The following is a 25,239-nucleotide window of genomic DNA, read 5'->3' on the forward strand; positions in this document are numbered from 1 at the left end:
CAGGTACCCCCGCTCACGTCCGCGTGAAGACCGAAACTATCGAAGTACTTTCCGACACGCCGATCTGGTGGGGAGACCGTAGGAGGATCTCTCGAAGACGTCAACAGTCCGTGTCCTTCCTGTGTCTTCGCAGTTCACAGGTATGAACAGGCCTGGAAAAGCGCTGGTTTTCTGAACCGGTTACGTCAAAGATCGACGCCTGGAGCTGCCATGCTGGTGGTCGAAAGGTCGAACCTTTACGCTCGGCCGTCGAAACTTTAGATCCGGTGTGCGAGGCGCGGACCGCGACGCGAACAGGGGGCAGCATGAGTTCGTCGACAGAGCGGGACGCCGTCGGCGCCGTGCCGGAGAAGACGGTGAAGGGCGCCGCGTCCATCTCGTCCATCGCGGCCGAGGCGGGTGTGTCCATTCCGACCGTCTCGAAGGTCCTCAACGGACGGCCGGACGTCGCACCGGACACCCGCGCCCGCGTGGAGAGCATCATCGAACAGCACCGGTACCGACGACGACGGGCGCGCCAGTCGTCGCGGCCCGCGCTCATCGACCTGGTGTTCCACGAGATGCACTCGGCGTGGTCGACCGAGATCATCCGCGGTGTCGAGCTGGCCGCGGCGAACGAGCGCGCCGCCGTGGTGCTGTCCGAGCTCGGCGGCGAGCACCGGCCGCGCCGCGAGTGGTTCGACGACCTGCTGGCCCGCCGACCGCTCGGGGTGATCCTGGTGCTGGCCGGGCTGGACGCCGAGCAACGCCGTCAGCTCGCCACGCGCAACATCCCGTTCGTGTTCGTGGACACGGCGGGGGAGCCGCCGCCCGGCGTGCCGACGGTGGGTTCGGCGAACTGGGCGGGCGGGCTCGCCGCCACTCGGCACCTGCTCTCCCTCGGGCACCGCCGGATCGCGGTGATCTCGGGTCCGACGACCATGCTGTGCAGCCGTGCGCGGGTCGACGGGTACCGCAGCGCGCTGGAGGACGCGGACGTCGTCGTGGACCCGGACTTCGTGCGCTACGGCGACTTCTACGTGCAGGGCGGGTACAGCCACGGGATGGCGCTGCTGAGCCGTCCCGACCGGCCGACCGCGATCTTCGCGGGTTCCGACTTCCAGGCGCTGGGCGTGATGCGGGCGGCGCGGGAGCTGGGACTGTCCATTCCGGACGACCTGTCGATCGTCGGCTACGACGACCTGTCGGTCTCCGAGTGGATAGGGCCTCAACTGACCACGGTGCGGCAGCCGCTGCGGGAGATGGCGACCACCGCGGCCCACATGGTGTTCAGCCTGGCCCGCGGCGAGCGCCCGCCGAACGAGCGCATAGACCTCGCCACCGAGCTGGTGGTCCGCGAGAGCACCAGCCCGCCACCCTCCCCCTGACCCCGCCCGCGTGTCCTACGTTCAGAACGCGAGAGTCCTACGTTCAGAACGTGTGTGTCCTACGTCCAGGACCCCCGAGTTCAACGTTCAGTGCCCGTCCGGGCCACCTCACCGCAGAGGCGTGTGCGCGAAATCCACCCGTTCGCCGTCACGGACCGGGCCGGGCGGCGTGCCGTCGCCGAACGGTCGACCGCCGAGCGCCTCCCGGCCGTGCGGCGTCACCCAACCGGACAGGTCCGGCCCGCCGGGCACGATCCCGCTCGGGTTGATGTCGGAGTGCACGACGTAGTAGTGCCGCTTGATCTGGGCGAAGTCGACCGTGTCGCCGAACCCGGGCGTCTGGAACAGGTCGCGGGCGTAGGCCCACAGCGCCGGCATCTCGGCCAGCTTGTTCCGGTTGCACTTGAAGTGGCCGTGGTAGACGGCGTCGAAGCGGACGAGCGTGGTGAACAGGCGGACGTCGGCCTCGGTGATCGTGTCGCCGACGAGGTAGCGGCGGCTGCCCAGCCGGTCCTCCAGCCAGTCCAGCGCGGTCCACAGCCGGGCGTAGGCGTCGTCGTAGGCCTCCTGCGTGCCCGCGAACCCGCACCGGTAGACCCCGTTGTTGACCTCGGTGAAGACGCGCTCGTTCACCGCCTCGATCTCGTCGCGGTGGCGCTGGGGTAGCAGGTCGGGCGCGCCGTCGCGGTGGTGCTCCCGCCACTCGGTGGACAGGTCGAGCGTGATCTGCGCGAAGTCGTTGGTCACCACCGCGCCGGTCGTCGTGTCCACGATCGCCGGCACCGTGATCCCGCGCGGGTAGTCGGGGTCGCGCTTGAAGTACGCCTCCTGCAACCGCTCGATCCCCAGCACGGGGTCGCGTCCACCGGGATCGAGGTCGAACGTCCACGACCGCTCGTCGTGCGTCGGGCCGGGCAACCCGAGCGAGATCGCGTCCTCCAGCCCCACCAGCCGCCGCACGATGATCGACCGGTTGGCCCACGGACAGGCCTGCGCCGCGACCAGCCGGTACCGCCCGGCCTCGACCGGGAACCCGTCCCGCGCGTCCGCCGTGACCCGGGTCGTGATGTACCGCGTGTCGCGGGTGTACTCCTTGCCCTTGACCGAGTACTTCCCACCCTGCTGGTGCTCGGGGTTCCCGGTGTCCGCCGCGGCGGCCGAAGTGTCGCTCACGTCGAGAGAGCCTACGTCCCGCTACGGCCTCAGGCCTCCCGGCGACGGGTCGAGGTTCGTCGGACGAACACTGGTGCGGACCTTGACACGGGGCGAGGCGGCACCACTCGCGCGGTCCGCTCTGGCAGGCTGCCGCACAGGCGCCGCAGGGCGCGCGACGCGGTGGAGGGGATGGGTGGACGTGAGCGCACAAGACCGCCGCTGGACCGATCGCGGTCAAACCATCGGGCACGCGGTGACCTGGATGGCGCGGTGGAGTGCCCGCCTGGCGCTGGTCGCGATCGGCTTCTGGCTGCTGTGGACGCTGATCGGCCGGCTGTGGGTGGTGGTGATGCCGGTCCTGCTCGGCCTGCTGATCACCACCGTGCTGTGGCCGCCCGCCCGGTGGCTGCGCTCGCGCGGGGTGCCCGCCGCGCTGGCCGCGACGCTCGTGGTGCTCGGCGGGCTGATCGTGCTCGGCGGCGTGCTGGCGCTGATCACCACGTCGATCGTGTCCGGTGTGCCCGAGATCGCCGACAGCGCCACCCGTGCCCTGCAACAGGCCCTCGACTGGGCGGCCGGCCCGCCGCTCAACCTCGGCGAGGGCCAGCTCGACCAGTTGCTGCAGCAGGGCATCGACCAGTTGCGCTCCAGCGTCGGGTCGATCGCGGACAGCCTGCTCACGGGGGTCGGCACCGTGACGTCCGGCATCGTCACCGGCATCGTCGCGCTGCTGCTGGCGTTCCTGTTCGTCAAGGACGGACCGCGGTTCACGCCGTGGCTGCGCGGTGTGATCGGCGAGCGCGCCGGCGGGCACGTGACCGTCGTGCTGGAACGGGTCTGGACGACGTTGGGCGACTTCATCCGCACCCAGGCGATCGTGAGCCTGGTGGACGCGGTGCTGATCGGCCTCGGCCTGGTGGTGCTCGGCGTGCCGCTGGCCGTGCCGCTGGCGGCGTTGACGTTCCTCGGCGGGTTCGTGCCGATCGTGGGCGCGTTCATCGCGGGCGCGTTGGCCGTGCTCGTCGCGTTGGTCAGCAACGGCCCGACGACCGCCCTGATCATGCTGGTGATCGTGGTGGTGGTGCAGCAGGTGGAGGGCAACGTGCTCCAGCCGGTGCTCCAGTCGCGGAGCCTGCGCCTGCACGCCGCCGTGGTCCTGCTCGCCGTGACGGCGGGCAGCACCCTCTACGGCATCGCGGGCGCGTTCCTCGCCGTGCCGGTCGTCGCCGCCGTCGCGGTCGTGCTGCGCTACCTCAGCGAGGTCGCCGACCGCCGTTCCTCGCCGCGGCCCGCCCTCGCGGACCGGCCCGACGACCCCGACCGAGTGCCCGACCGTGCGCCGGACGCGGAACCGCCACGCCCGGCGGACGGCGCCTGAGCGCCGGGAATTCCCTCCGAGTACCGGCTCACCGCCAAGGGACGTGAGCTGACACCGGTGGTCCCGGCGCTCGTGGAGTGGGGCGACGACCACCCGCCGTGGCCGAGCTGTCGGCCGCGGCGCCACCTTCGCCTGGTGCGCGTCGATCACGCCGCCGGTCCGTCGAATCCGGCGGACGCCATGCGGTGGAAGGAGATCCGCGCAAGAACGATCAAGCTCCCGTGCCGGGTGGTACCACCGGGTAACTTCAGGGGCGGTCGTGTCGATCACGTGGCTCCGGGTGACGGTCCGGTGCCACCGAGGCGTGGCCGGTGTCCAGGATTCGGCCCGCCGGGGCGTGGGCCGACTGTGTCCGGTCGATGACGTCGCGCGCGTTCGGCGCGCGTGGCGGTGGGGGTTGGGTGTGACGAGCCGGTTCGGCGCTCTACTGCGGCGATGGCGGCAGCGGGCCGGGTTGAGCCAGGACGACCTGGCCGAGCGCGCGGGCCTCGGTGTCCGCACCGTCCGCGGCCTGGAGACCGGGCAGCGGGGCAACCCGCAGGTGCGCACGGTGCGCCTGCTGGCCGACGCGTTGCGCCTGGACGGTGCCGAGCGCGCGGAGCTGTTCACCGCCGCCGGGCACGCGGAGCACGCCGACCCGGACGAGGACGCGGACGGGCCGGAGCCGGTCGTCCCCGCCGCGAGCAGGGTGTCGGCACCCGGCCCGGCGCTGGCCGCCGACCCGCTGGTCGAGGCGACGGACGCGCTCGCGTACGCGGTGCACGCCCGCTGGCGGCGGGAAGAGGAGCAGCAGCAGGTGCACGACCCGGTGCCGCTGCCGGTGCGCTGGCGCCCGGCGCCGGAGGGGTTGCGGGACAACTGGGCCAACATCCGGCTGGCGAAGCCGGGTCAGGCGTCCCGCCCGCTCGACCTGACCGGGCGGCTGGACCAGGTCGTGGAGGTCTACCGGCGGATCCCGTCGTGCCGGTTGATCGTGCTGGGGCGGGCGGGCGCGGGCAAGACGATCCTCACCACGCGGTTCGTGCTCGACCTGCTGGCCACCCGCGCGCCCGCCGACCCGGTGCCGGTGATCTTCGGCCTCGGCTCGTGGAACCCGGTCCGCACCGAGCTGCGCGACTGGCTCGCCGACCAGCTCGTGCGCGACCACCCCGGCCTCGCCGCGCCCGGTCCCGGCGGGTCGACGCTGGCCGCCGCACTGGTCGACGCGCACCGCGTCCTGCCCGTGCTGGACGGGTTCGACGAGGTGGCGGGCGGTCTGCACCGGGCGGCGCTGGCCGCGTTGAACGCCACCACCCTGCCGCTGTTGCTGACCAGCCGGGTGGACGAGTACCGGACCGCGGTCGAGGCCACCGGTGTGCTCCGCGCCGCCGGTGCGGTGGAGCTGGTCGACCTCACCGCGGACGACGTCGCCGACTACCTGCCGCGCACCACCGGTGAGACCGGCGACGCCGGCACCGTGTGGCAGCCGGTCCTCGACCACGTGCGGGAACAGCCGGACAGCGCCCTCGCGGCCGTGCTGACCACGCCGTTGATGGTGGCGCTCGCCCGTCGGATCTACAGCGACACCCCCGGCCACGACCCGGCGGAACTGGTCGACGTGGACCGGTTCGGTGGTCGGGAGTCGATCGAACGGCACCTGCTCGGCGGTTTCGTGCCTGCCGTGTACCAGGAACGGCGGGGCGCGCGGGCCTACGACGCCGACCACGTCCGGCGCTGGCTCGGCCACCTCGCCGACCACCTGAGCCGTCTGGGCACGCACGACCTGGCGTGGTGGCGGCTCGGCACCTCCGCCCGCCGGCGCACGAGGGCGCTGGCGGTCGCGTTGTTCGTGTTCGCCGGCGTCTGGCTGGGTGACGTGGTGATCGAAAGCCTCCTGATCGGCGGTGTCACCCCGAAGGTGGTCGGGCTCGGCGCCGTGGTCGGACTGCTCGCCGGGGTGCCGTTCGGGTTGGTGCACTCGCACCTGGCGCGGGTCCAGCCGCTCGAACCCGTCCGGTTCCGGCTCGCCCTGCGGGCCGGTTCCGGGGTGAAGTGGCGGCGGGTGGGGGTCAGGGCCCGGATGGGGCTGCTGTTCGGCGCCCTGGTCGGCGGCTCCTACGGCTTGCTCATGGCGCTGGTGAAGATGCTGTTCGGGGACTCGCGCGTGTCACCGGCGGTGCTCGTGGTCGACTCGGGCGTGTTCGCCACGGTGTTCGCGATCGGTGCGGCGCTCGCGTTCGGGATGATCGCGGCGGGCGAGTCGCCGCTGGACCTCCGTTCGGCGGCGAGCCCGGCGGGCCTGCTGCGGGCGAACCGGAAGACGGTGCTGCTCCAGGTCGCGTTCTTCGCGCCGTTGTTCGCGGTGTTCTTCGCGGGCGCGACCTGGCTCGTCGCGCTGGCGTTGATGTCGTTGCCGGGCGGCGGGCCGTTCGGGCTCACGATCTCCTGGCCGGGCATCGCGGCGGCGGCACTGGGGCTCGTCGGCGGCTTCGGCGGCGGGTTCGGCTACGTGATCAGCATGACCGCGTGGGGCCAGTGGGTCGTGTTCGCCCGCTTTTGGCTGCCGCTGACCGGCCGGTTGCCGTGGGCCGTGCAGGCGTTCCTCGACGACGCCTATCGGCGGGGCGTGCTGCGCCGTGCGGGCGCGGTCTACCAGTTCCGCCACGCCCGCCTCCAAGATCACCTGACGGAGAGCTACCGCGGCCTCGGCTGACCTGTTCTCCGGTTGTTTTCCCAGTTCAGCGGTACCGGCCACACATGGCCGGTACACGGCCTGTCCATGGCCGCCTCCCCTTCGTGAGCATTGGCGGCGTCGGTGACGGGCCGGCTGTGGGAGGGGGATCGCGGGTGTCTGGTGACAAGGAACCGGTGCCGACCGCGGGTGCGGTGAACTGGGAGGCGTACAGCCACGAAGAGCTGTACCGGATGCTGTGGCAGGACGCGGACGTCGCGGACGTGAGCGTGGTGGCCACCGAGTGGGCGCAGCACCGCCTGGCGCTGGACACGCACGCCCAGGTGTTGCGCGAGCAGCGGGTCGCGCTGCTCGACAGCTGGCACGGCCCGGCGGCGGAGGAAGCGGCCGACCGGCTGGCGGCGCTGGCCGCGCGGGTGGAGAAGATCAGCGAGTTGGCGCACGCGGGGCAGACCGCCGCGCAGGAAGCCGCCGACGCCTTGGCGCGGGCGCGGGCCATGATGCCGCCGCCACCCGCCGAACCCGCCACACCGTCGGCCGGTGATCAGGACACCACCACGCGCTCCGGCTTCAGCATGGCGTTCCCGAGCTTCGCGCCACCGCCACCAGCTGTGACGGCGGCCCCGAGCGCGATGACGTTCCCGACCGGGCCGACGTTCACGACGTCGTCGATGCCGTCCGCGCCATCGACGTCGTTCCTGCCGCCCATCCCACCCCTTCCGGCCATTCCGTCGATACCGGCCATGCCGTCGATCCCGTCGCCGTCGTCCTTCTACACGCCGCCGACGTTGCCGAACTTCGCCTCGATGTTCACCCCGACCACGACCACGTCCGGCATGGGCACGGCGTTCGGCGCGGTGGGCGACGCCGGGTTCAGCTTCTACTTCGGCGCGGCCACCGCGGACCAGCAGAAGGCCGAGGCCATCCGAGCGATGCAGGCCTACGAGTCCAGCCTCGTGGGCGGCAGCAAGCTGATCGACGGGGCACGGGGGGCGATCCCGCCCGCCTCCCAGACGACCCGCGTGGTCGGGCCGGCGGCCGGAGGGGTGCCGGGCGGCCCGACCACGGGCGGACACGGCGGCGTGCCGTGGCCCCGTCTCCTCGGAGGAGGCGCGGGCCTGGGGTCCGGGATGGGCGTGGGACCGGTGATCGGTGGTTCCCCGCCGCCCACTGGTCACGCCGTGCCGCTCGCACCCGGCCAGCGGGTCGGCGTGCTGCCCGGCGCGGCCGGTGTGCTCGGGATGCCGGGCGCGCCGCTCACCGGCGACTCGTCCTCGACCCGGGGCACGGCACAGGCGGCGATGGCGGCGGCGCCGATCGGCGGCCGCACCGACAGCGACGACGAACGGCACGAGAACCGGATGCCGGTGATCGACCACGGGCTGTTCACCGTGGAGGAGCCGGCCACCCCGGCGGTCATCGGCCAGACGACGGGAGCGCAGTCGTGAACGCGGGCCAGGGCTACCACGTCGAGCTCGACCTGATCGAGGACCGGATCACCACGCTGACGAGGTTGGGCGACCTGACCGGCGACCTGGTGACGGCGGTGAGCCGACTCGCCGAGCGGCAGCCGATGCTGGGCACCGCGCCGCCCGCGGTGGAGCTGGCGCAACGGCTGCGCGAGGCGGCGGGGGAGTCCGGCCTGGCCGGTGAGGTGAGCGCGGCGCAGCGCGAGGTCGAGGCGTTCCGGCAGGTGCTGTCCGACGCCAAGGCCTCCTACACCGAGGTGGACGACGACGCGAGCGCGTCCGTGCGGGCCGCGGGCGAGCGGTCGGGTCGGGAGGCGACGTGACCGCCGTGACCGAGCACGAGGCCGTCTTCGAGCCCGTCGAACTGGACCTGCTCGCCACCCACGCCGGCGTCGCGTTCCCGTTCCCGATCCGGGTGCCGTCGTTCGGCCGGTTCACCCACGAGCGCGACGAACTGCTCGCCGACGCGGGCCACGCGCTGTGCGCCCGCGGGCTGGCCACCGCGACCGGACCGGTCGGCGTCGCGGACGAGCTGGTCACCGCGTTGCGGGAGCACCGGGCCGCGGTCGACGTGGTGGTGATCGGCGCGCACGAGGCCGCCGGCGCGGTGGCCATGGTCTACCGGGACCGGGCGGTGGTGTGCCGCCAGGCGCCGCTGGACGAGCGGGGGAGCGAGGTCCGGGTGACGGCGGTGCCGGCCACCGAGCTGGCCGACGAACTCGCCGCCCTGATCCCCGAGGTGCGGGCGGCGTCCACCATGCCGATCACGCTGCCGCCCGGGGTGGTCGAGCGCGCCTTGGGGATGCTCGGCGACCCGGACGGCGACCCGGTCACCCGACGGCACGTGCGTGAGCTGATCCGCGCGCACGGCGGCGACGAAACCGTGGTCGACCGGCTGGTCGACCTGTTCCCGGCCGTCGCGGGTCGCGGACAGCTGGGCGTAGTCCGCCGCACCGGCGAGACCGTCACCCGGCCATCCGAGGTGTCGTGGCTGGACAGCGCACGAGGACGGGTCCGGGTCGACCGCGGCGACGCCGGGTGGCTGAGCGTCAACCCGTTGCGGCACGGCGAACTCGTCCGCCTGCTCGGCGAGACCGCGGAGGTCGCCCGCGCCTAGGTGGCCGGGCCGACCAGGAGAACCACAGTGGCACAAGGGAAGGGGAGGACCATGGACCCAACGCAGTGGCTGGCGGACTACCGGGAACGCCTCGAACGCGCGGCGCACGGCGCCCGTGCGGCGAGCGCGAGCCTGCGCGAGGTGGGCGCGACCGCGACCTCGCCGCGCGGCGAGGTCAGCGTGACCGTCAACGCCGGGGGCCTGCTCGACGACGTGACGTTGACACCGGCCGCACGTCGGCTGGAGGCGGACGCCCTGTCCGTGCTCATCGTCGCCACCGCCCGCGAGGCGCAGCGGCTGGCCGGCGCGCGGATGGACGAGGTGATGTCCGGCTACCTCGGCGAAGGCGAGGCGCTGTCGCGGATCACCGAGCACCAGCCCGCGGAGGTCGGGCGATGAACCAGGGCAACTTCACCGTCGACCCCGAGCAGCTGCGCGGGCACGCGGGCAGGCTCGCGGGCTACGCCGACCGGCTCGCCGGCACCGGCACCCGGCTGCCGGACGCGCTCGGCGAGCAGTCGCTCGGCTCGTTCGCCGGGTTCCTCACCGCCGGGCTGGGCGGCGCGATGGCCACGACGCTGGGCGCGTTCGGCCACGTCGCGTCCGCCGTGGACCAGGTCGGCGACGGTCTTCGACAGGTGGCCGACCAGTACCAGCGCACCGACGGCGACGGTTCCGCCACGTTCGACGGCATCGACACGGAGGTCCCCCAGTGGTGACGACCCCAGTGGTGGCGACACTGCCCCGCCCCGAGCCCACCGTGACGCCACCGGACGTGGCCGCCCCGTCGTCGGGCGAAGGCACCCCGTCGCCGGACGCGGGCCAGATCGCCGCGCTGCTCGCGGAGCTGCGGTCCGTCAGCGCCGCCGTCGACAGCAAGGAGTGGCTGTCGGGCGGTCTGGCCGGTGACCCGGACGCACCGCTCGGCGCGATGAGCTCGACCGAGCGGCCGCTGTCCGCGCTGGACAGCGCCGGAGTCGGGTTCCTCACCCCGATGATCTCGTTCCTGGAAGAGCCGCTCGGCCAGCTGCGCGGCGACCCGGACTCCGTGTCCTCGGGCGCGGGCGAGTTCGACTCCGCCGGGCGGGACGCGACCTCGCTGGCCGAGGAGTACCGGTCGACGACCGCGGCCGAGACCAGCGAGTGGTCCGGCCAGTCCGCGTCGGACTACCTCAAGACCGGCACCGAGCTGGCCGACGGCATCCTCTCGATCGGGGAGACCGCGCTGACCTCCTCGAAGGCGATGATCGCGGCCGGCGAGGTGGTGGCCAAGGTCGTCGCCGCCGTGACCGCGCTCATCGCCGAGGCGGTCGCCAAGATCACGCCGATCATCACCCAGGCGCTCGCCGCCGCACCGGCGACGTTCGGGCAGAGCCTGGCCGTGGCGATCCCGCAGTGCGTCCAGATCGCCGTCGAGTACGGCGGGAAGATCGCCGGGAAGCTGGCCGAGCTGCTGGCCAGCGGCGAGAACCTGATCAAGCTGGTCGAAGCCGCGCTCGGCGCGCTCAAAGTCGTCAAGGAAGTCGTGTCGTTCATCGGTGAGCAGGCCCAGTCGGGTGCGCCGTCGGGCGACAAACTGGTCGGTGTGGACAAAGCGGACGAGAAGGACTCGGAGGAACTCGCATGAGCGGCAAGACCCGTCGCCTGGTGGCCGGAGTCGCCGGAAGTGTCGTCCTCGCCGTTGTCGGCGCGTTGACCACGCCGGTCACCGCGGTCGCGCAGACCGACCACGCCGCGACCCAGGCCGTGCTCGACCGCTACCAGGCCCAGGCCGGACCGGGCGCGGCCGTGTACGCCGGTGACGACACCGGGTCGTGGACGTTGAGCAGCGGCACGGCCAAGATCGGCCAGAACCGCCCGATCACGGCGACCGAGCACTTCCGGATCGGCAGCCAGACCAAGACGTTCACCGCGGCCGTGCTGCTCCAGCTCGTGGACGAAGGCCGCGTCGCCCTGGACACGCCGATCGGGCAATACCTGCCGGGGGTGTTCACCGGGAACTACGACGGCACCGTCATCACCGTCCGCCAGCTCCTGCAGCACACCAGCGGCATGGTGCGGGACGTGCGCGACCCCGCGGCCAACCCGGACGGCACGTACTCGCTGGCCGAGCTGGTCCGCTCCGCGATGGACGAGCCCGCCCAGTTCGCGCCCGGCGCCGGCGTCGGGTACTCGAACGTCGCCTACCTCGTGCTCGGCCTGCTGATCGAACGGCTCACCGGCCGCACGGTCCGCGAGGAGATCACCGACCGGGTCGTCACACCGCTCGGGCTGACCAGCACGTCGTTCCCGGCGCCGGGTGCGCGGGCGCTGGCCGACCCGTACCTGCCCGGCTACGTCGGAGGCAGGCTCGGCCCGTTCTTCTTCTGGACCGAGGGCACCACGAACACGGAGCTGAGCGCCTGGAGCACCGCCGGCGCGATGGCGTCCACGTTGGAGGAGATGGCGGAGTTCTACCAGGCACTGCTCGACGGCCGGGTCGTCTCGGCGGCGGGGCTCGCGGAGATGCGGCGGACCCTCGCGCCGGACCACACCACCGGCCTCGCGCTGGTCCGGATCGCGCTGTCGTGCGGCGGCGAGGCGTGGGGTCACAACGGCGCCATGCCCAACGGGCACTACTCGATCACGCTGACCACCGAGGACGGCCGGTTCGCGTCGCTGGTGACCAACGGTAACGTGCCCGCTTCCCGGCCGGTCTCCATCGAGGTGCTGGACTCGGCGCTGTGCGAGGTGGCGGCGTGATGCGGCGACTGGTCGCCCTCGCGGTGGTGGGTGTGCTCGGTCTGTCCGGTGTGCCGGGCGCGTCGGCGGCGGAAGATGGTGCGTCGCCGGTGTTCACCGACGGGTTCGGGCTGACGGTGGTCAGCCAGCCGGCGTGGGTGGACGACAACCAGCGGACGTTCGTGTTCACCGTCCGCACGGCCCACGTGCCGGCGTACTCGGTGCTGCCCGGCCAGGTGTCCGGCGAGCACGCGATCATGGTGACCCTGCCGGAGGGCTACGACCAGGCCGCCGCCACCCGGTACCCGGTCCAGTACCACCTGCACGGCCACCCGGACCGGCCGAACACCGTCGCCAACCAGCGGCTGTTCGAGGAGACGACGGTCGGCGTCCCGTTGATCACGGTGGCGCCCAACGGTTCCGGGCGGGGTTGGTACACGAACTGGGTGAACCCGCCCGCGGCGCTCGGCCCGCAGAACTGGGAGATGTTCCACCTCGATGAGGTGATCCCGTTCATCGACGCGAACCTCCGCACGATCGCGCGGCGTGATGGGCGGGCCATCTCGGGCCACTCGATGGGCGGCTTCGGCGCATTCCATTACGCGGAGCACCGGCCGGAGCTGTTCGCGTACGTCGGCAGCTTCTCCGGCGGGCTGGACCTGTTGAGCCAGGAGCAGCGGGCGGCGGTCCTCGCCACCACGCAGCTGGCCGGAAGCGGAACGCCGACGGTGCCGCTGGAGTCGATCTTCGGGCCGCCGATCTGGCCGTTCGACGGGGTGTGGAACCGGGAGAGCCCGGCGCAGCACGTCGGGTCGCTGCGGGGGATGGGCGTGGCGATGTACACGGGCAACGGCGGTGATCTGACGGTGGACCCGTTGGTGGCCGTGGTCGAGAACAGGGCTTGGGCGACGAACGTCGTGACGCGGGATCACCTGGTGGCGGCGGGGATTCCGCACACGTTCATCGACTACGGCGACGGTAGTGGGTGGGCTGAGGGGTGCACGGGCAAGCATGCGCAGCTGCCGTGCCTGCTGGCCGACATGGACCACTTCGTGGACCTGCTGATGGACACGCTCACCCACCCGTAGCCGCGCGGGTGCGGTGGTCGCCGGCAGGCCGGACGGGGAACAGCGTCCCGCCAGGCCTGCCGGTTCAGGTCCCGCGTGTCCTACGTCCAGAACGCGCGTGTCCCACGTTCAGAACGCGCGTGTCCCACGTTCAGAACGCGCGTGTCCCACGTTCGGGACCCCTGAATTCAACGTTCGGGTCAGGCGGTGCAGGGGGAGCCGGACAGGGTGACGGCGGTCGGGGAGGTTGCCGGGCCGTTGGCGGTGAAGCCCAGGGAGACCGAAGAGCCGGCGGCGAGGGAAGGGGACCACGTCGGTGCGGTGACGGTGACCGTCGTTCCGGTTTGGCTGAAGGTGCCGTTCCAGCCGCTGGCGATGGTCACGCCGGTGGGCAGGGTGAAGGCCACTCGCCACGGGTTGACGGCACTGGTGGCGCTGTTGGTCACGGTCAGCGAGCCCTGGAACCCGCCCTGCCACGCGTTGTCCTGGCGCCACACGGCCTTGCACGCGCCCGAGCCGTTGGACGTAGTGGTCGTGGTCGTCGTGGTGGTGGTGGTCGTCGTCGTGGTGGTTATCGTGTCGCCACCGGTCGGCGGGATCAGGTAGGGCTGGAGGATGGACTGCTTGGCCTGGTTGACCGTGGTCCAGTCGTCACCCACGATGCCGCCCGTGTCACCCGAGTTGGGGTTCCACGACCAGTAGGTGAACGACATGCCGTTCACGCCCTTGCCGGTGTAGGCCATCAGGTTCTCCAGCCACACCTTGTCCTTCGGGTTGGCCAGCGTGGAACCGAACTCGCCCATCATGATCGGCGCGGTGTTGCTCTTGTAGAGGTAGCCCCAGTACTTGTCCCAGATGGCGGGCATGTTGGCCGGGAAGTCGGGTGCGTTGAACCACTTCTGCTCGAACACCGACGTCGCGTACTCGTGCGGCGAGTAGACCAGTCGGTTGGGCACGTCGAGCCGGACGGGGTACTGGCCCGCCTGGGACAGGTTGCCGCCCCACCAGCCGCAGTCCTCGTCGTTGGACGGGTCGTTGTCCCAGGTGTCGGACAGGCCGCCGCTCGGGCAGCTCACCCCTTCGACGAAGATCAGCCAGTTCGGCTGAACGGACAGGATCGCGTTGCCCGCCCGCTCGGCGGCCAGCCGCCAGTCGCGCTCCACCACGCCGCAGCCCCAGCACGCGCCGGTGGCGTTGGGGTTGGTGCCCTCGGCGTGCGGCTCGTTGTGCAGGTCGGCGCCGATCACCGTGGTGTTGCCCGCGTACCGCTGGGCGAGCATCTTCCAGTCGTTGATCCACGTCGACTCGGGGACGGCCGCCGTGTACCAGAGGGGGGACTGGCCGGCGCTGGTCGGGCGGTGCCGGTCGAGGATGATGCGCATCCCCTTCTGGCCCGCGTACTCGATGACCTTGTCCAGGATCTCCAACGGCGACAGCCCGACCAGGTCGGGGTTGACGTAGTCGTTGACGCCGGAGGCCGTCGCGCCCGGCTTGAGCGCGTCGTTCGAGAACGGCACGCGCAGCGTGTTGTAGCCCAGGGACGCCATCTGGTCGAGCTGCTGCTTCCACGTCCGGTTGGACCACAGCCCGTGGAAGGTCTTGTTGTCGGTCTCCATGCCGAACCAGTTGATGCCGGTCAGCCGGACCGTCGCGCCGGTGCTGTCGACGATCTTGTTGCCCGCGGTGTGCAGGTAACCACCGGCCGGGGCCGCCGTGACCTGTCCCGCCGTCGCCACCGCGACGACTCCGCTGACGGCTACCGCAGCCGCGAGCAGAGCGCCGAAGATGGATCTCCGTTGCCGCATACCGCTCTCCTTCGAGGATGTTCGCAACGTTCTGGGAGCGCTCCCAGAGGGAGGGTAATGACGCGGGTCAGGTGCGACAAGCAGCAATATTCCAGGTCAACCGATTAAGTCGTCAGCGCACGCCGCGCGGGCGGAACTGGATGCTGATCCGGGGGCCGACCGCCTTCGCCGCCTTGGGCACGGCGTGCTCCCACGTCCGCTGGCACGACCCGCCCATCACGATCAGGTCGCCGTGCCCCAACGCGTACCGCACGGTGGTGCCGCCGCCCCGGGGGCGCAACGCCAAGGCACGCGGGGCGCCGACGGACACGATCGCCACCATCGTGTCCTCGCTCGAGGCTCGCCCGATCGTGTCGCCGTGCCAGGCCACGGAATCGCGGCCGTCGCGGTAGTAGCAGAGGCCGGCGGTGCGGAACGGCTCGCCGAGCTCCTCGGCGTACCAGGCGCTCAACTCGTCCCGCGCGCGCGTCAGCACGGGATCAGGGAGCGGTGCGTGCTCGTCGTAGAAGCAGAGCAGTCGTGGCACGTCCACCACGCGCTCGTACATCTGCCTGCGCTCGGCACGCCACGGCACCTCGGCGGCCAGGCGCCGGAACACCGCGTCCGCGCCGGACAGCCAGCCGGGGAGCACGTCGACCCACGCGCCGTCGCCCAGCGCGGTCCGCCGCACGCCGGTCAGCGGGCGCAGCGCGGGCGCTTCGGCGCCGTCGTCGAACAGCGACACCTGCATGACGCCAGCATAACCCGAGGGTCGAACACGCGTTCGACCCCAGTGGTCTCTATAGCTTCAGTGCTGACTATAAAGAGTCAGGCGTCCGGTTCGGGCTTGCGCCGTCGGCCGCCGGTGCGGACCTGCTTGGACGGCTCCTCGGCAGGCTCGGCCTGCTGCTTCCCGGCGACGGCCGTGTCGGCGGTGCCAGGGTGGTCGGCGAGCAGGATGGCGGCCAGCTCGTCGTAGATAGGTGTGCTGCTCATGGAAGATCCTCTACCCCGTTTGGACGGAAGTTACACGCGTGTTCTGCGCGGGGTGCGGCCAGGGTTGGGAAAACGATCGTCGTCGGCGGGTTTAGGTCCGATTCGTCCCGATTTTGCGCACGTTCGGGTGAACGGGCGAACGGGGTGACCCGTCGCACAACTCCGTCGTACTTCCGATAGACGGATGTCCTAGTAATCTGGAGGCAGTTCCGCGCTGCCGAAGGAGTCAGTCGTGACCGCTGCCCCGCTGCACACCCCGCTGCACCCGGTCCGCTTCGTGACCGCGGCCAGCCTGTTCGACGGGCACGACGCCGCGATCAACATCATGCGGCGGATCCTGCAGGCCCAGGGCGCCGAGGTGGTGCACCTCGGCCACAACCGGTCGGTGCGCGAGGTCGTCGCCGCGGCCGTGCAGGAGGACGTGCAGGGCATCGCGATCAGCGCCTACCAGGGTGGGCACGTCGAGTACTTCAGCTACCTGGTCGAGCTGCTGGCCGAGCGCGGCGCCGAGCACATCAAGGTCTTCGGCGGCGGCGGTGGCGTCATCGTGCCCGAGGAGATCGAGCTGCTGCACTCGCGCGGCGTGGCGCGGATCTTCTCCCCGGCGGACGGGCAGCGGCTGGGGCTCGCCCGGATGATCAACACGATGGTGGAGGCGTGCGACCACCCGTTGGCCGAGCGTCCGCCGTCGTCGTGGGACGGCCTGTTCACCGGCGGTGAGGACGTGCTGGCGCGGGCGATCACGCTGATCGAGGCGGGCACGTTGCCGGCGGACGTGCGCGACCGGATGGTGCACGTGGCGGGTGAGCGTCCGGTGCCGGTGCTGGGCATCACCGGTACGGGTGGTTCGGGCAAGTCGTCGCTGACCGATGAGCTGGTGCGCCGGTTCCGGCTGGACCAGCAGGACAAGCTGCGGGTGGCGGTGCTGGCGGTGGACCCGACCCGGCGCAAGGGCGGTGGCGCGCTGCTCGGTGACCGGATCCGGATGAACTGCCTGGACGGTGACCGGGTGTTCTTCCGCTCGTTGGCCACCCGCAAGGCGGGGTCGGAGGTGCCGGACGGCCTGTCGGACGCGATCCTGGCGTGCAAGGCGGCCGGGTTCGACCTGGTCGTCGTGGAGACGCCGGGCATCGGGCAGGGTGACGCGGCGATCGTGCCGTTCGTGGACTTCTCGCTGTACGTGATGACGCCGGAGTTCGGTGCCGCGTCGCAGCTGGAGAAGATCGACATGTTGGACTTCGCGGACGCGGTGGCGATCAACAAGTTCGAGCGGCGGGGCGCGGAGGACGCGCGGCGTGACGTGGCGCGGCAGTTGGTGCGCAACCGGGAGGCGTTCGGGGCGTCGTGGGAGGACATGCCGGTCTTCGGGACGTCGGCGGCGACGTTCAACGATGACGGTGTGACGGCTCTGTACCAGCACTTGCGCGGTGAGTTGGCGCAGCGCGGGCTGGACGTGGCCGAGGGTGCGTTGCCGGTGGTGGCGGGCAAGGTGTCGACGTCGGCGGCGACGGTGGTGCCGCCGACGCGGGTGCGGTACCTGGCCGAGATCGCGGAGACGGTGCGGGGCTATCACCGGGCGACCGAGACGCACGTGGACGCGGTGCGGCGGGTGGCGCACCTGCGGGCGGCGCGGGAGGAGTTGGCGTCGGCGGGGCACGACACGGCGGCGATCACGTCGTTGCTGGAGTCGGCGGAGAAGCGGGTGGACTCGGTGTCGGCGGAGCTGCTGGCGTCGTGGCCGCGGGTGGTGGAGGCCTACAGTGGTGACGAGATGGTCGTGCGGGTGCGGGACAGGGAGATCCACACCAAGCTGACCCGTGAGACGTTGTCGGGTAACCAGGTGCGGCGGGTGTCGTTGCCGCGTTATGAGGACGACGGCACGTTGCTGCGGTTCCTGCGCAAGGAGAACCTGCCGGGTCACTTCCCGTACACGGCGGGGGTGTTCCCGTTCAAGCGGGACGGTGAGGACCCGGCGCGGATGTTCGCGGGCGAGGGTGACGCGTTCCGCACGAACCGGCGGTTCAAGTACTTGTCGAAGGGGTCGGAGGCGACCCGGTTGTCGACGGCGTTCGACTCGGTGACGTTGTACGGGCGTGACCCGGACACCCCGCCGGACGTGTACGGCAAGATCGGTACGTCGGGGGTGTCGATCGCGACGCTGGACGACATGAAGGCGCTCTACGACGGGTTCGACCTGACCGCGCCGTCCACGTCGGTGTCGATGACGATCAACGGTCCGGCGCCGACGATCCTGGCGTTCTTCCTGAACACGGTGGTCGACCAGCAGGTCGACAAGTTCCGCGCGGAGCACGGCCGCGAGCCGTCGGGGGCGGAGGCGGAAGAGCTGAAGGCGTGGGCGTTGTCGACGGTGCGCGGCACGGTGCAGGCGGACATCCTCAAGGAGGACCAGGGGCAGAACACCTGCATCTTCTCGACCGAGTTCTCGTTGCGGATGATGGCCGACATCCAGGAGTGGTTCATCGCGCACAAGGTGCGCAACTTCTACTCGGTGTCGATCTCGGGCTACCACATCGCCGAGGCGGGGGCGAATCCGATCAGCCAGTTGGCGTTCACGCTGGCCAACGGGTTCACCTACGTGGAGTCGTACTTGGCGCGGGGGATGGACATCGACGATTTCGCGCCGAACCTGTCGTTCTTCTTCTCCAACGGCATGGACGCCGAGTACAGCGTGATCGGCCGGGTGGCGCGGCGGATCTGGGCGGTCGCGATGCGGGAGCGGTACGGGGCGAACGAGCGGTCGCAGAAGTTCAAGTACCACGTGCAGACGTCGGGTCGGTCGTTGCACGCGCAGGAGATGGACTTCAACGACATCCGGACGACGTTGCAGGCGTTGTGCGCGCTGTACGACAACACGAATTCGTTGCACACCAACGCGTACGACGAGGCGATCACGACGCCGACGGAGTCGTCGGTGCGGCGGGCGATGGCGATCCAGTTGATCATCAACAAGGAGTGGGGCCTGTCGGCGAACGAGAACCCGTTGCAGGGTTCGTTCGTGGTCGAGGAGTTGACGGACCTGGTGGAGGAGGCGGTGCTGGCGGAGTTCGACCGGCTCTCCGAGCGCGGCGGTGTGCTGGGTGCGATGGAGACGGGGTACCAGCGCGGTCGGATCCAGGACGAGTCGATGCGGTACGAGCAGCGCAAGCACGACGGTTCGCTGCCGTTGATCGGGGTGAACACGTTCCTGCCGGAGGACGGTGGGCGGGAGCAGGTGACCATCGAGTTGGCGCGGGCGACGGAGCAGGAGAAGCGGTCGCAGGTGGAGCGGACGCGGGCGTTCGCCGCGGCGCACGCGGCGGAGGCGGAGCCCGCGTTGCGGCGGTTGAAGGAGGCGGCGGCGTCGGGGGAGAACGTGTTCGCGGTGCTGGTGGACGCGGCGCGGGTGTGCACGCTGGGTCAGATCACCGAGGCGTTCTTCGAGGTGGGTGGCCAGTACCGGCGCAACGTCTGATCGGTACTACCCTCCTGATCACCAGATAGGGGAGGGGGCAGGGTGACGGATCCGCTCGCGCTCTCGGTGCTCGGCGCCGCGGCGCTGACCGAGGGCATCAAGTTCCTGTACGGCCAGGCGACGGAGCTGCTGCGGCGGCGTCGGGCGCGCCGGGACGAGGCGTCCGCGCTGGAGGTGGAGCCGGCGGAGGTGCCGGAGTTGGACGGTGAGCTGCGGTTGCCGCTGCGCGCCGACGGCGCGGTGCTGGAGCGGGTCGAGCCGGACCTCAAGGAGTTGCGGCGCAAGCTGCAGGACTACGCCGACGGTGTCGAGGAGGTCGCCTCCGACGATCGGGACCTGCTGGAGTCGGCGGACGCGGTGCGGCGGCTGCTGGAGGCGGTGTACGGGCAGCGCATCACGTTCCGCGGTGAGCCGCGGGCGGCGTCGGGGCCGGTGGTCGAGGGTGAGATCGACGTGGACGTGGTGGCCGGGTACGCGGCGGCGGTCCGGGCGCGTGCCATCGAGGGTGGCGCGACGGTGCGCGCGTCGGTGCGGGTGAACGAGGTCGGTGAGGGCGCCGAGGTGATCGGTGTGGACGTGGATCGGATCGGGGGTTGACCGATCCGGGGTTATCCGGGCTGACCGGGGCCGAGCTGCTCTTCGACGACGTGGTGGAGGCGCACCTCGCGCGCGGCCTGGTGGAGCGGACCTGGCTGTTGGACCGGATCGAGCGGCACTTCCGGGACCCGGGGTGCCGGTTCGTGCTGCTGCTGGGCGGTCCGGGCACGGGCAAGAGCACGGTGCTGGCGTGGCTGGCGCGGCGCTACGGCGTGTCGCCGCGGTACTTCCTGTCCGGGCTGCGCGGCGGTCCGCCGGCGGGTGGTGACGCGAAGTCGCTGCTGATCCGGCTGGGCAACCAGCTCGCCGCGCTCAAGCCCGGGGTGATGGGCGCGGACGTGGACGTGCGGGTGGAGCAGACGGTGGGGGAGGTGCGCGGGCGGGCGGTCGGCGTGCGGGTCGACGTGCTGAAGGTGTCGCCGTTCCGGCACACGGCGATGCGGGTGGCGCAGCGGGCGGACGTGGTGTCGGGCGAGGTCGTCGGCGTCGAGGTGGGGCTGGTGGTGTCGGAGACCAGGTTGCTCCCGGTGCCCGACCTGCAGGAGTTCGCGCTGCTGGACCCGGCGCGGCGGCTGGCCGTGGAGGAGCCGGACGCGCTGGTGGTGGTGTTGGTGGACGCGTTGGACGAGTTGAGGTTCCGGGCGACCGGTGCGGAGGCCGCCGACGTGCTGGACTGGTTGGCCGAGGTGCCGGAGCTGCCGGGGAACGTGCGGGTGGTGGCGTCCGCGCGGCCGGACGAACGGCTGCTGGAGCGGTTCCGGCGGGGCCAGGGGAGCTGGATCCGGGAGGAGGCGATCGAGGCCGCGGTGGAGGAGGTCCGGCGGGACCTGGCCGGGCACGCCCGGACCCTGCTCGCGGATCCTGTGGTGGCGGGGCTGCCGGTGGTGCGCGCCGCCGGTGCGGACCGGCTCGCCCGCCGCATCGCCGACCGGGCGGACGGCAACTTCCTGTACTTGGCGCTGTGGGGTGCGGCGCTGCGGGAGGCGGCCGAGGCGGGTGACGCCACGAGGGTGGCCGCGTTGGCGGACTTCGAGGTGCTGCCGAGCGGGCTGGACGGGTTCTACGAGTACTTCCTGGTGTTGGTCCTGCGTGCGGTCGAGCGGCGTGAGGCGCCGGTGGGGCTGCGGTTCTGGGACGAGGTGTGCCGTCCGCTGCTGGACGTGCTGGCGGTGGCGCGTGCCCCGCTGCCGCGGGCGGCGCTGCTCCACCTGGCGGGGTTGACGGGCCGCAAGCGGGAGGCGGTGCGGGCGTTGGACCACCTCGGGCAGCTGCTGGTCCGGGACGGTGACGGGCTGCGGGTGTGCCATGTGAGCTTCGCCGAGTTCCTCACCTCGCCGGAAGATCGGCCGATGATGGATCATTGGCAGGTGGACGCCGACGAGAACCACTACCTGGTCGCCGCACGGTTGATCGACCGCTGGGGGTCCGACTGGGCGTCCTGCGCGGACGACTACGCCCTCGACCACACCGCGGCCCACCTGGTCGCGGGGATCCGGCTCGCCGGGTCGCCGCAGGTGCGGGCCGACTGCGTCCGCGCGCTGACCGCGCTGCTCGCGGCGCCGGACCACGGTCTGGCCAAGGCGCGACGGCATGGGGTGGACGCGGTGCTGACCGACTACGTCGACGCCTACGCGGCGTTGGGCGGTGAGTCGACTTCGGCCGGCTCGGCGATCGCCGCCGGGTTGGCCGGTGTGGTTGCGCGGTTGGTGGACGACGGCGTGCCGGACCTGTCGAACACGCTGCACGCGGCGCTGGGGTACCGGCCGGTCGCGGCCGGGTTGAACCGGGACGTCCTGGACAGGCTCACCGACCCGGACTACCTCGCGGGCGCGGTCGCGGACGAGGAGCGCCGGTCGGTCGCGCTGCTCGCGTTCTCCCACGGCCAGGCGACCAGGCTGCGTCGCACCGGCGTGCCCGCCGATCTCGAGGAGGCCCGGCGCCTGCTGGTCGAGGCGGTGGCGGCGGTGGAGGACATCGACCGGATCACCTCGACGCGTCAGCGTGCGGTCCTGTACTACGAGCTGGCTTACCTGGAGTTCCTGCACGGGGAGCACGAGCGGGCGGCGTCGTGGTTCGCGCGGTCGGTGGAGGCGGCGGAGCAGGCGGGTGACCGGGTCGGCGCGGCGTTCTCGCGGCTGGTCGCGATGCGCGTGGCCCTGCTGAGCGGCACCGTGGAGCACGAGGTCTACCGCGCCGCGCACGAGGAGGCGCTGGCGTTGTTCACCGGTGGCGAGGTGAGCAGCCCGCACTTGACGCGCTGGACGGCCTCGGCCCACGCGCAACTGCTGGACCTGGCGCTGTTCACCGAGGACACCGCCCGGGTCGCCGAGTGCCTGGCGACGCTGTCGGACGACCCGTGGATCAACGAGAGCGGCCGCAACGACCTGCTCACCAGGCACCGGGCCCGTGCGGCGGTCGTGACGGGGGACTGGGGGCTCGGCGCGGAGCTGTTCGGCGGGTTGCTCGCGGACGAGTTGGGCGATCCGCCCGCGCACCGCGAGGAACTGGCCCGGGACCTGTACTACTACGGCCGCGCGTTGGCCGGGCTCGGTGACGAGGCCGGTGCGCGCAGGGTGTGGGAGCTGGCGTTGCGCTGCCCGGACAACGCGGCCAACTGGCCGTGGAAGCCGCGGGTGGAAGAGGTGCTGCGCACGCTCGCATGACCTCGGCGTGTATTCAGCCGTTGCGTCGAACCTCCTAATGGGTGAACCCAGAAGGAGCAACGGGGGCGGTGAGATCCGATGAGGTGGTTGACCGGAGGATCGTCCGCGATCGTCGTGTGCGCGGTGGTGGTCGGTTGTGCGGGGGTGCCGGGGAGGCCGACGGCGCAGCGGGTGGACGCGGTCCAGTCGACGGGGTCGGTGCCGCCCGGTCGGACCGCGGTTGACACGCCCGGTGGCACACCGGGTGAGCCGTCGGGTGGCACGCCGCAGCAGCCGGGGACCCGGCCCGAGCCGCCGGTTTCCCACCACACCACCCCGTACGTGCCGCCGCGCAAGACCGATCTGCCGGGGGTGCCGGGCAGTCCGATCACGTACGACGTCACCGAGCTGGTCGGCCTGGAGGCGGAGGTCGTGAGGCAGGGGGTCGCGGCCGACCTGCGGGCCGCGAACTGCGGTGCGGACCTGTGCGGCATCAGGATCGTCACCTCGCCGCCGGGCAGCCGGGACTGCGTCGAGTCGGTCTCACCGCCGCCGGTGTACCCCGGTGGCACCGTCACGATCCACCTCGGGGCCCGGTGTTTCGGCGAGACCACGCCGGACGAGGTGCCCCCGGACGAGGTGCCGCCCGAGCTTCCCGTCGACCCCACCCCCGACCCCGTCCCCGAGACCGCGACGCCCGAGACCGCGACGCCCGAGACCGCGACGCCCGAGACCGCGACGCCCGGGACGACGGGTAGCGGACGGTGACCGCCGTGGTGACGCGCCGGGCCGCGGCGACAGCGCCGGCGGCGCCCGACCCGGTCGAGCCGCGGACCGGACCGGCGCGGGCGTTGCGGATCGTGGCGTCCGTGGTCGCCAACACGACGCTGCTCACGGCGCTGCTGTACTTCTTCGGCCTGGTCGCCACGCAGGTCTTCTTCGCCCACTTCCGGGTGCACTACACGCTGCTCAGCCAGACACCGGACGAGATCCTGGCCCGCGGCGCGGACGGGCTGTTCCTGCCGCTGGCCGCGATCGCGATCGCCGTCCTGGTCGTCACGTTCCTGGCCCGGTACCTGCGCACCCGGCTGTCGGCGCGGCGGTGGGGGGCGTTCCTGCGGGTCTGCACGCCGGTCGCCGCCGTGCTGGGCCTGGCGCTGCTCGCGGTGACCGTGCCGATCACGGTAGACCCGGGGCCGTGGCGTGCCTACCCGGGCCTGCCGGGGTTGGGGTTCGCGGCCGGTGTCGTGCTGTTGGCGTTCGCGTGGCGGCGGTGGAGCGTCACCGCGGGCCGTGGCCGCAAGGGCGCGGTGTTCGGCGTCGCGGAGTCGGTGGCCGCGTTCCTGCTGGTCAGCATCGGCCTGTTCTGGGCGGTCGGCGACTATTCGAGCGCGGTCGGGACGCGGCGCGGCTTCGAGGTCGAGGCACGGGTGCCGGACATGCCCGGGGTTGTCGTCTACAGCACGGAGAGCCTGACCCTGTCCGGCGAAGGGGTGCGCCAGGTGGCGTGCGGGCAGCCCGACGCCGCCTACAAGTACCGCTACGACGGGCTGAAACTGCTGTTGCAGTCCGGTGGCCAGTACGTTTTCCTGCCCGCCACGTGGCGGTCGTCGGCCGGTACCGCGTTCGTCGTGCCGCGCACCGACTCGCTGCGGCTGGAGTTCGGGCCGGCGGGGAGCACGCCGCCGCCGACGTGCTGACCACTCGACCGCTCAACGGCTGGAGGCGCGCACCACGAGCTTGGTCGGCAGGAACGCGGGCGCGGGCTTCTCGCCGCCGTGCACCATGGTCAGCACGGCTCGGGCCGCGGCCACCCCGATCCCCGCCTTGTCCTGCGCCAACGTGGTCAACGGCGGGTCGACCAGGGCGGCCAGCTCGATGTCGTCGAACCCCACCACCGCCAGGTCGTCCGGTACCCGCAGGCCCGCGTGCCGTGCGGCCAGCAACGCGCCCACGGCCATCTCGTCGCTCGCGCAGAACACCGCCGTCGGCGGCTGGGGCGACGCGATCAGCGTCCGCATCGCCGCCTGGCCGCTGGGCCGGTAGAAGTCGCCCTCCACCACGTACTCCGGCGGCACGGCCAGGCCCGCCTCGATCATCGCCGCGCGGAAGCCGGCCAGCCGGTCCGCCGCGGGCCGGTTGGCGTGCGGGCCGGTGATCGTGGCGATCCGCCGGTGGCCCTCCTCGACCAGGTGCCGCACCGCCATCGCCGCGCCGCCGACGTTGTCCGACGTCACGTACGTCGCCCGCGGTCCGTCGACGTCCACGTCCACCGCGACGCACGGCAGCCCGGACTGGGCGAACGCGGTGAACGCCGAGGCGTCCGAGCCGCTGTCGATGAGCACCAGCCCGCCGAGGTGGTGCCGCCGGGTCATGTTCACGTACGCCACCGGGTCCGCCAGTGACGCGCCGACCGCCCGCAGCGCCGCCGACCCGCTGGTGGCCAGCATCAGCAGGTGGTAGCCGTGCGCGCTGAGCGCCGACTTCAGCCCGATCAGCAGCTCCTGCAGGTACGGGTGCCGCCAGCCGGGCCTGCGGTGGTCGGTGTCCCACACCAGGCCGATCAGCCCGGACCGCTTGGTGGCCAACGCGCGCGCGGACTCGTTGGGCCGGTAGTCCAGCTCGCGGGCCACCCGCTCCACCACTTCGCGCTTTTCCTTGCTGACTGTCAGGGGTTGGTTGAAAACACGGGAAACGGTCGCCACGGACACCCCGCACAGCTGGGCGATCTCACGGATCGTGGTCATCGCGCGCCCTTTCTTTGTAACCGGTTTCAGCCGCTCAGGCCGGACCTCCTGACCAG

General features: G+C 71.9%; 22 protein-coding genes. 17 read left to right on the plus strand and 5 right to left on the minus strand.

Annotation, left to right across the window (positions count from 1 at the left end; genetic code table 11):
* The first annotated feature begins 305 nt into the window (after positions 1-305).
* Positions 306-1,367, plus strand: a complete 1,062-nt coding sequence (locus A6A25_RS08280) for a LacI family DNA-binding transcriptional regulator (protein ID WP_083668137.1) — start codon at positions 306-308, stop codon at positions 1,365-1,367.
* Positions 1,368-1,475: 108 nt separating this feature from the next.
* Here A6A25_RS08280 and A6A25_RS08285 read toward each other — a convergent pair whose 3' ends face one another.
* Positions 1,476-2,435, minus strand: coding sequence for a glutathione S-transferase family protein (locus A6A25_RS08285; protein WP_073887534.1), 960 nt, complete (start codon positions 2,433-2,435; stop codon positions 1,476-1,478).
* A 286-nt stretch (positions 2,436-2,721) separates the two neighbouring features.
* On the opposite strand from A6A25_RS08285, the gene A6A25_RS08290 reads away from it, so the two are divergent.
* From A6A25_RS08290 to A6A25_RS08335, 11 genes are all read left to right on the plus strand, one after another.
* A complete protein-coding gene (locus A6A25_RS08290; RefSeq protein ID WP_073887535.1) occupies positions 2,722-3,900 on the plus strand; it encodes an AI-2E family transporter in 1,179 nt (392 codons plus the stop codon).
* 9 nt (positions 3,901-3,909) lie between these two features.
* On the plus strand, positions 3,910-4,263 hold the full coding sequence (locus tag A6A25_RS46770; RefSeq protein ID WP_143193035.1) for a winged helix-turn-helix transcriptional regulator: 354 nt from the start codon (positions 3,910-3,912) through the stop codon (positions 4,261-4,263).
* A 40-nt stretch (positions 4,264-4,303) separates the two neighbouring features.
* Positions 4,304-6,592: an XRE family transcriptional regulator gene (locus A6A25_RS08295; RefSeq protein WP_073887539.1), complete on the plus strand. Its 2,289-nt coding sequence runs from the start codon at positions 4,304-4,306 to the stop codon at positions 6,590-6,592.
* Positions 6,593-6,726: 134 nt separating this feature from the next.
* On the plus strand, positions 6,727-8,019 hold the full coding sequence (locus A6A25_RS46220; protein WP_198932609.1) for a hypothetical protein: 1,293 nt from the start codon (positions 6,727-6,729) through the stop codon (positions 8,017-8,019).
* Entirely contained in the window at positions 8,016-8,363 is a 348-nt protein-coding gene (locus A6A25_RS08305) for a hypothetical protein (protein ID WP_073887365.1), read from the plus strand. The genes A6A25_RS46220 and A6A25_RS08305 overlap by 4 nt, the downstream gene beginning before the upstream one ends.
* Complete coding sequence (locus A6A25_RS08310) at positions 8,360-9,157, plus strand: ESX secretion-associated protein EspG (RefSeq protein ID WP_073887368.1); 798 nt, start codon at positions 8,360-8,362, stop codon at positions 9,155-9,157. Before A6A25_RS08305 ends, A6A25_RS08310 begins: the two co-directional genes overlap by 4 nt.
* Before the next feature lie 51 nt (positions 9,158-9,208).
* Complete coding sequence (locus tag A6A25_RS08315) at positions 9,209-9,556, plus strand: YbaB/EbfC family nucleoid-associated protein (RefSeq protein ID WP_073887370.1); 348 nt, start codon at positions 9,209-9,211, stop codon at positions 9,554-9,556.
* The gene (locus A6A25_RS08320; RefSeq protein WP_073887373.1) at positions 9,553-9,876 is read left to right on the plus strand and encodes a WXG100 family type VII secretion target; all 324 of its coding nucleotides are present in this window, start codon (positions 9,553-9,555) and stop codon (positions 9,874-9,876) included. The genes A6A25_RS08315 and A6A25_RS08320 overlap by 4 nt, the downstream gene beginning before the upstream one ends.
* Positions 9,873-10,784, plus strand: coding sequence for a hypothetical protein (locus A6A25_RS08325; protein ID WP_198932610.1), 912 nt, complete (start codon positions 9,873-9,875; stop codon positions 10,782-10,784). Before A6A25_RS08320 ends, A6A25_RS08325 begins: the two co-directional genes overlap by 4 nt.
* The gene (locus A6A25_RS08330; protein WP_073887375.1) at positions 10,781-11,899 is read left to right on the plus strand and encodes a serine hydrolase domain-containing protein; all 1,119 of its coding nucleotides are present in this window, start codon (positions 10,781-10,783) and stop codon (positions 11,897-11,899) included. Before A6A25_RS08325 ends, A6A25_RS08330 begins: the two co-directional genes overlap by 4 nt.
* Complete coding sequence (locus tag A6A25_RS08335; protein WP_073887545.1) at positions 11,899-12,966, plus strand: alpha/beta hydrolase; 1,068 nt, start codon at positions 11,899-11,901, stop codon at positions 12,964-12,966. The genes A6A25_RS08330 and A6A25_RS08335 overlap by 1 nt, the downstream gene beginning before the upstream one ends.
* Positions 12,967-13,145: 179 nt before the next feature.
* Here A6A25_RS08335 and A6A25_RS08340 read toward each other — a convergent pair whose 3' ends face one another.
* From A6A25_RS08340 to A6A25_RS43875, 3 genes are all read right to left on the minus strand, one after another.
* Complete coding sequence (locus A6A25_RS08340; protein ID WP_073887378.1) at positions 13,146-14,750, minus strand: cellulase family glycosylhydrolase; 1,605 nt, start codon at positions 14,748-14,750, stop codon at positions 13,146-13,148.
* Between the two features lie 112 nt (positions 14,751-14,862).
* Positions 14,863-15,480 (minus strand): alpha-ketoglutarate-dependent dioxygenase AlkB, encoded by a 618-nt coding sequence (locus A6A25_RS08345; protein ID WP_073887381.1) that lies wholly within the window; start codon positions 15,478-15,480, stop codon positions 14,863-14,865.
* A 77-nt stretch (positions 15,481-15,557) separates the two neighbouring features.
* A complete protein-coding gene (locus A6A25_RS43875) occupies positions 15,558-15,725 on the minus strand; it encodes a hypothetical protein (RefSeq protein ID WP_158073696.1) in 168 nt (55 codons plus the stop codon).
* Between the two features lie 232 nt (positions 15,726-15,957).
* On the opposite strand from A6A25_RS43875, the gene icmF reads away from it, so the two are divergent.
* The 5 genes from icmF (at position 15,958) to A6A25_RS08370 (ending at position 24,136) form a co-directional block, all read left to right on the plus strand.
* Positions 15,958-19,197: a fused isobutyryl-CoA mutase/GTPase IcmF gene (gene icmF / locus A6A25_RS08350; protein ID WP_073887384.1), complete on the plus strand. Its 3,240-nt coding sequence runs from the start codon at positions 15,958-15,960 to the stop codon at positions 19,195-19,197.
* A gap of 42 nt (positions 19,198-19,239) precedes the next feature.
* On the plus strand, positions 19,240-19,794 hold the full coding sequence (locus A6A25_RS08355) for a hypothetical protein (protein ID WP_073887387.1): 555 nt from the start codon (positions 19,240-19,242) through the stop codon (positions 19,792-19,794).
* A complete protein-coding gene (locus A6A25_RS08360) occupies positions 19,791-22,457 on the plus strand; it encodes an ATP-binding protein (protein ID WP_073887390.1) in 2,667 nt (888 codons plus the stop codon). The genes A6A25_RS08355 and A6A25_RS08360 overlap by 4 nt, the downstream gene beginning before the upstream one ends.
* 78 nt (positions 22,458-22,535) lie before the next feature.
* Entirely contained in the window at positions 22,536-23,204 is a 669-nt protein-coding gene (locus A6A25_RS08365; protein ID WP_073887393.1) for a hypothetical protein, read from the plus strand.
* Entirely contained in the window at positions 23,201-24,136 is a 936-nt protein-coding gene (locus A6A25_RS08370; RefSeq protein ID WP_241828549.1) for a hypothetical protein, read from the plus strand. The genes A6A25_RS08365 and A6A25_RS08370 overlap by 4 nt, the downstream gene beginning before the upstream one ends.
* Before the next feature lie 12 nt (positions 24,137-24,148).
* On the opposite strand, the gene A6A25_RS08375 is transcribed toward A6A25_RS08370, so the two are convergent.
* A complete protein-coding gene (locus A6A25_RS08375) occupies positions 24,149-25,183 on the minus strand; it encodes a LacI family DNA-binding transcriptional regulator (RefSeq protein WP_073887396.1) in 1,035 nt (344 codons plus the stop codon).
* Positions 25,184-25,239: the final 56 nt, after the last annotated feature.

The sequence above is a fragment of the Saccharothrix sp. CB00851 genome (genome assembly GCF_001905065.1).
GTDB lineage: Bacteria > Actinomycetota > Actinomycetes > Mycobacteriales > Pseudonocardiaceae > Actinosynnema.

Excerpts from the sequence above, each read along its gene's own strand:
- A6A25_RS08330 (WP_073887375.1), top strand. The coding sequence starts at position 10,781 with ATGAGCGGCAAGACCCGTCGCCTGGTGGCCGGAGTCGCCGGAAGTGTC.
- A6A25_RS08320 (WP_073887373.1), top strand. The coding sequence starts at position 9,553 with ATGAACCAGGGCAACTTCACCGTCGACCCCGAGCAGCTGCGCGGGCAC.
- A6A25_RS43875 (WP_158073696.1), bottom strand. The coding sequence starts at position 15,725 with ATGAGCAGCACACCTATCTACGACGAGCTGGCCGCCATCCTGCTCGCC.
- A6A25_RS08280 (WP_083668137.1), top strand. The coding sequence starts at position 306 with ATGAGTTCGTCGACAGAGCGGGACGCCGTCGGCGCCGTGCCGGAGAAG.
- A6A25_RS08345 (WP_073887381.1), bottom strand. The coding sequence starts at position 15,480 with ATGCAGGTGTCGCTGTTCGACGACGGCGCCGAAGCGCCCGCGCTGCGC.
- A6A25_RS08315 (WP_073887370.1), top strand. The coding sequence starts at position 9,209 with ATGGACCCAACGCAGTGGCTGGCGGACTACCGGGAACGCCTCGAACGC.
- A6A25_RS08335 (WP_073887545.1), top strand. The coding sequence starts at position 11,899 with ATGCGGCGACTGGTCGCCCTCGCGGTGGTGGGTGTGCTCGGTCTGTCC.
- A6A25_RS08340 (WP_073887378.1), bottom strand. The coding sequence starts at position 14,750 with ATGCGGCAACGGAGATCCATCTTCGGCGCTCTGCTCGCGGCTGCGGTA.
- A6A25_RS08375 (WP_073887396.1), bottom strand. The coding sequence starts at position 25,183 with ATGACCACGATCCGTGAGATCGCCCAGCTGTGCGGGGTGTCCGTGGCG.
- A6A25_RS08365 (WP_073887393.1), top strand. The coding sequence starts at position 22,536 with ATGAGGTGGTTGACCGGAGGATCGTCCGCGATCGTCGTGTGCGCGGTG.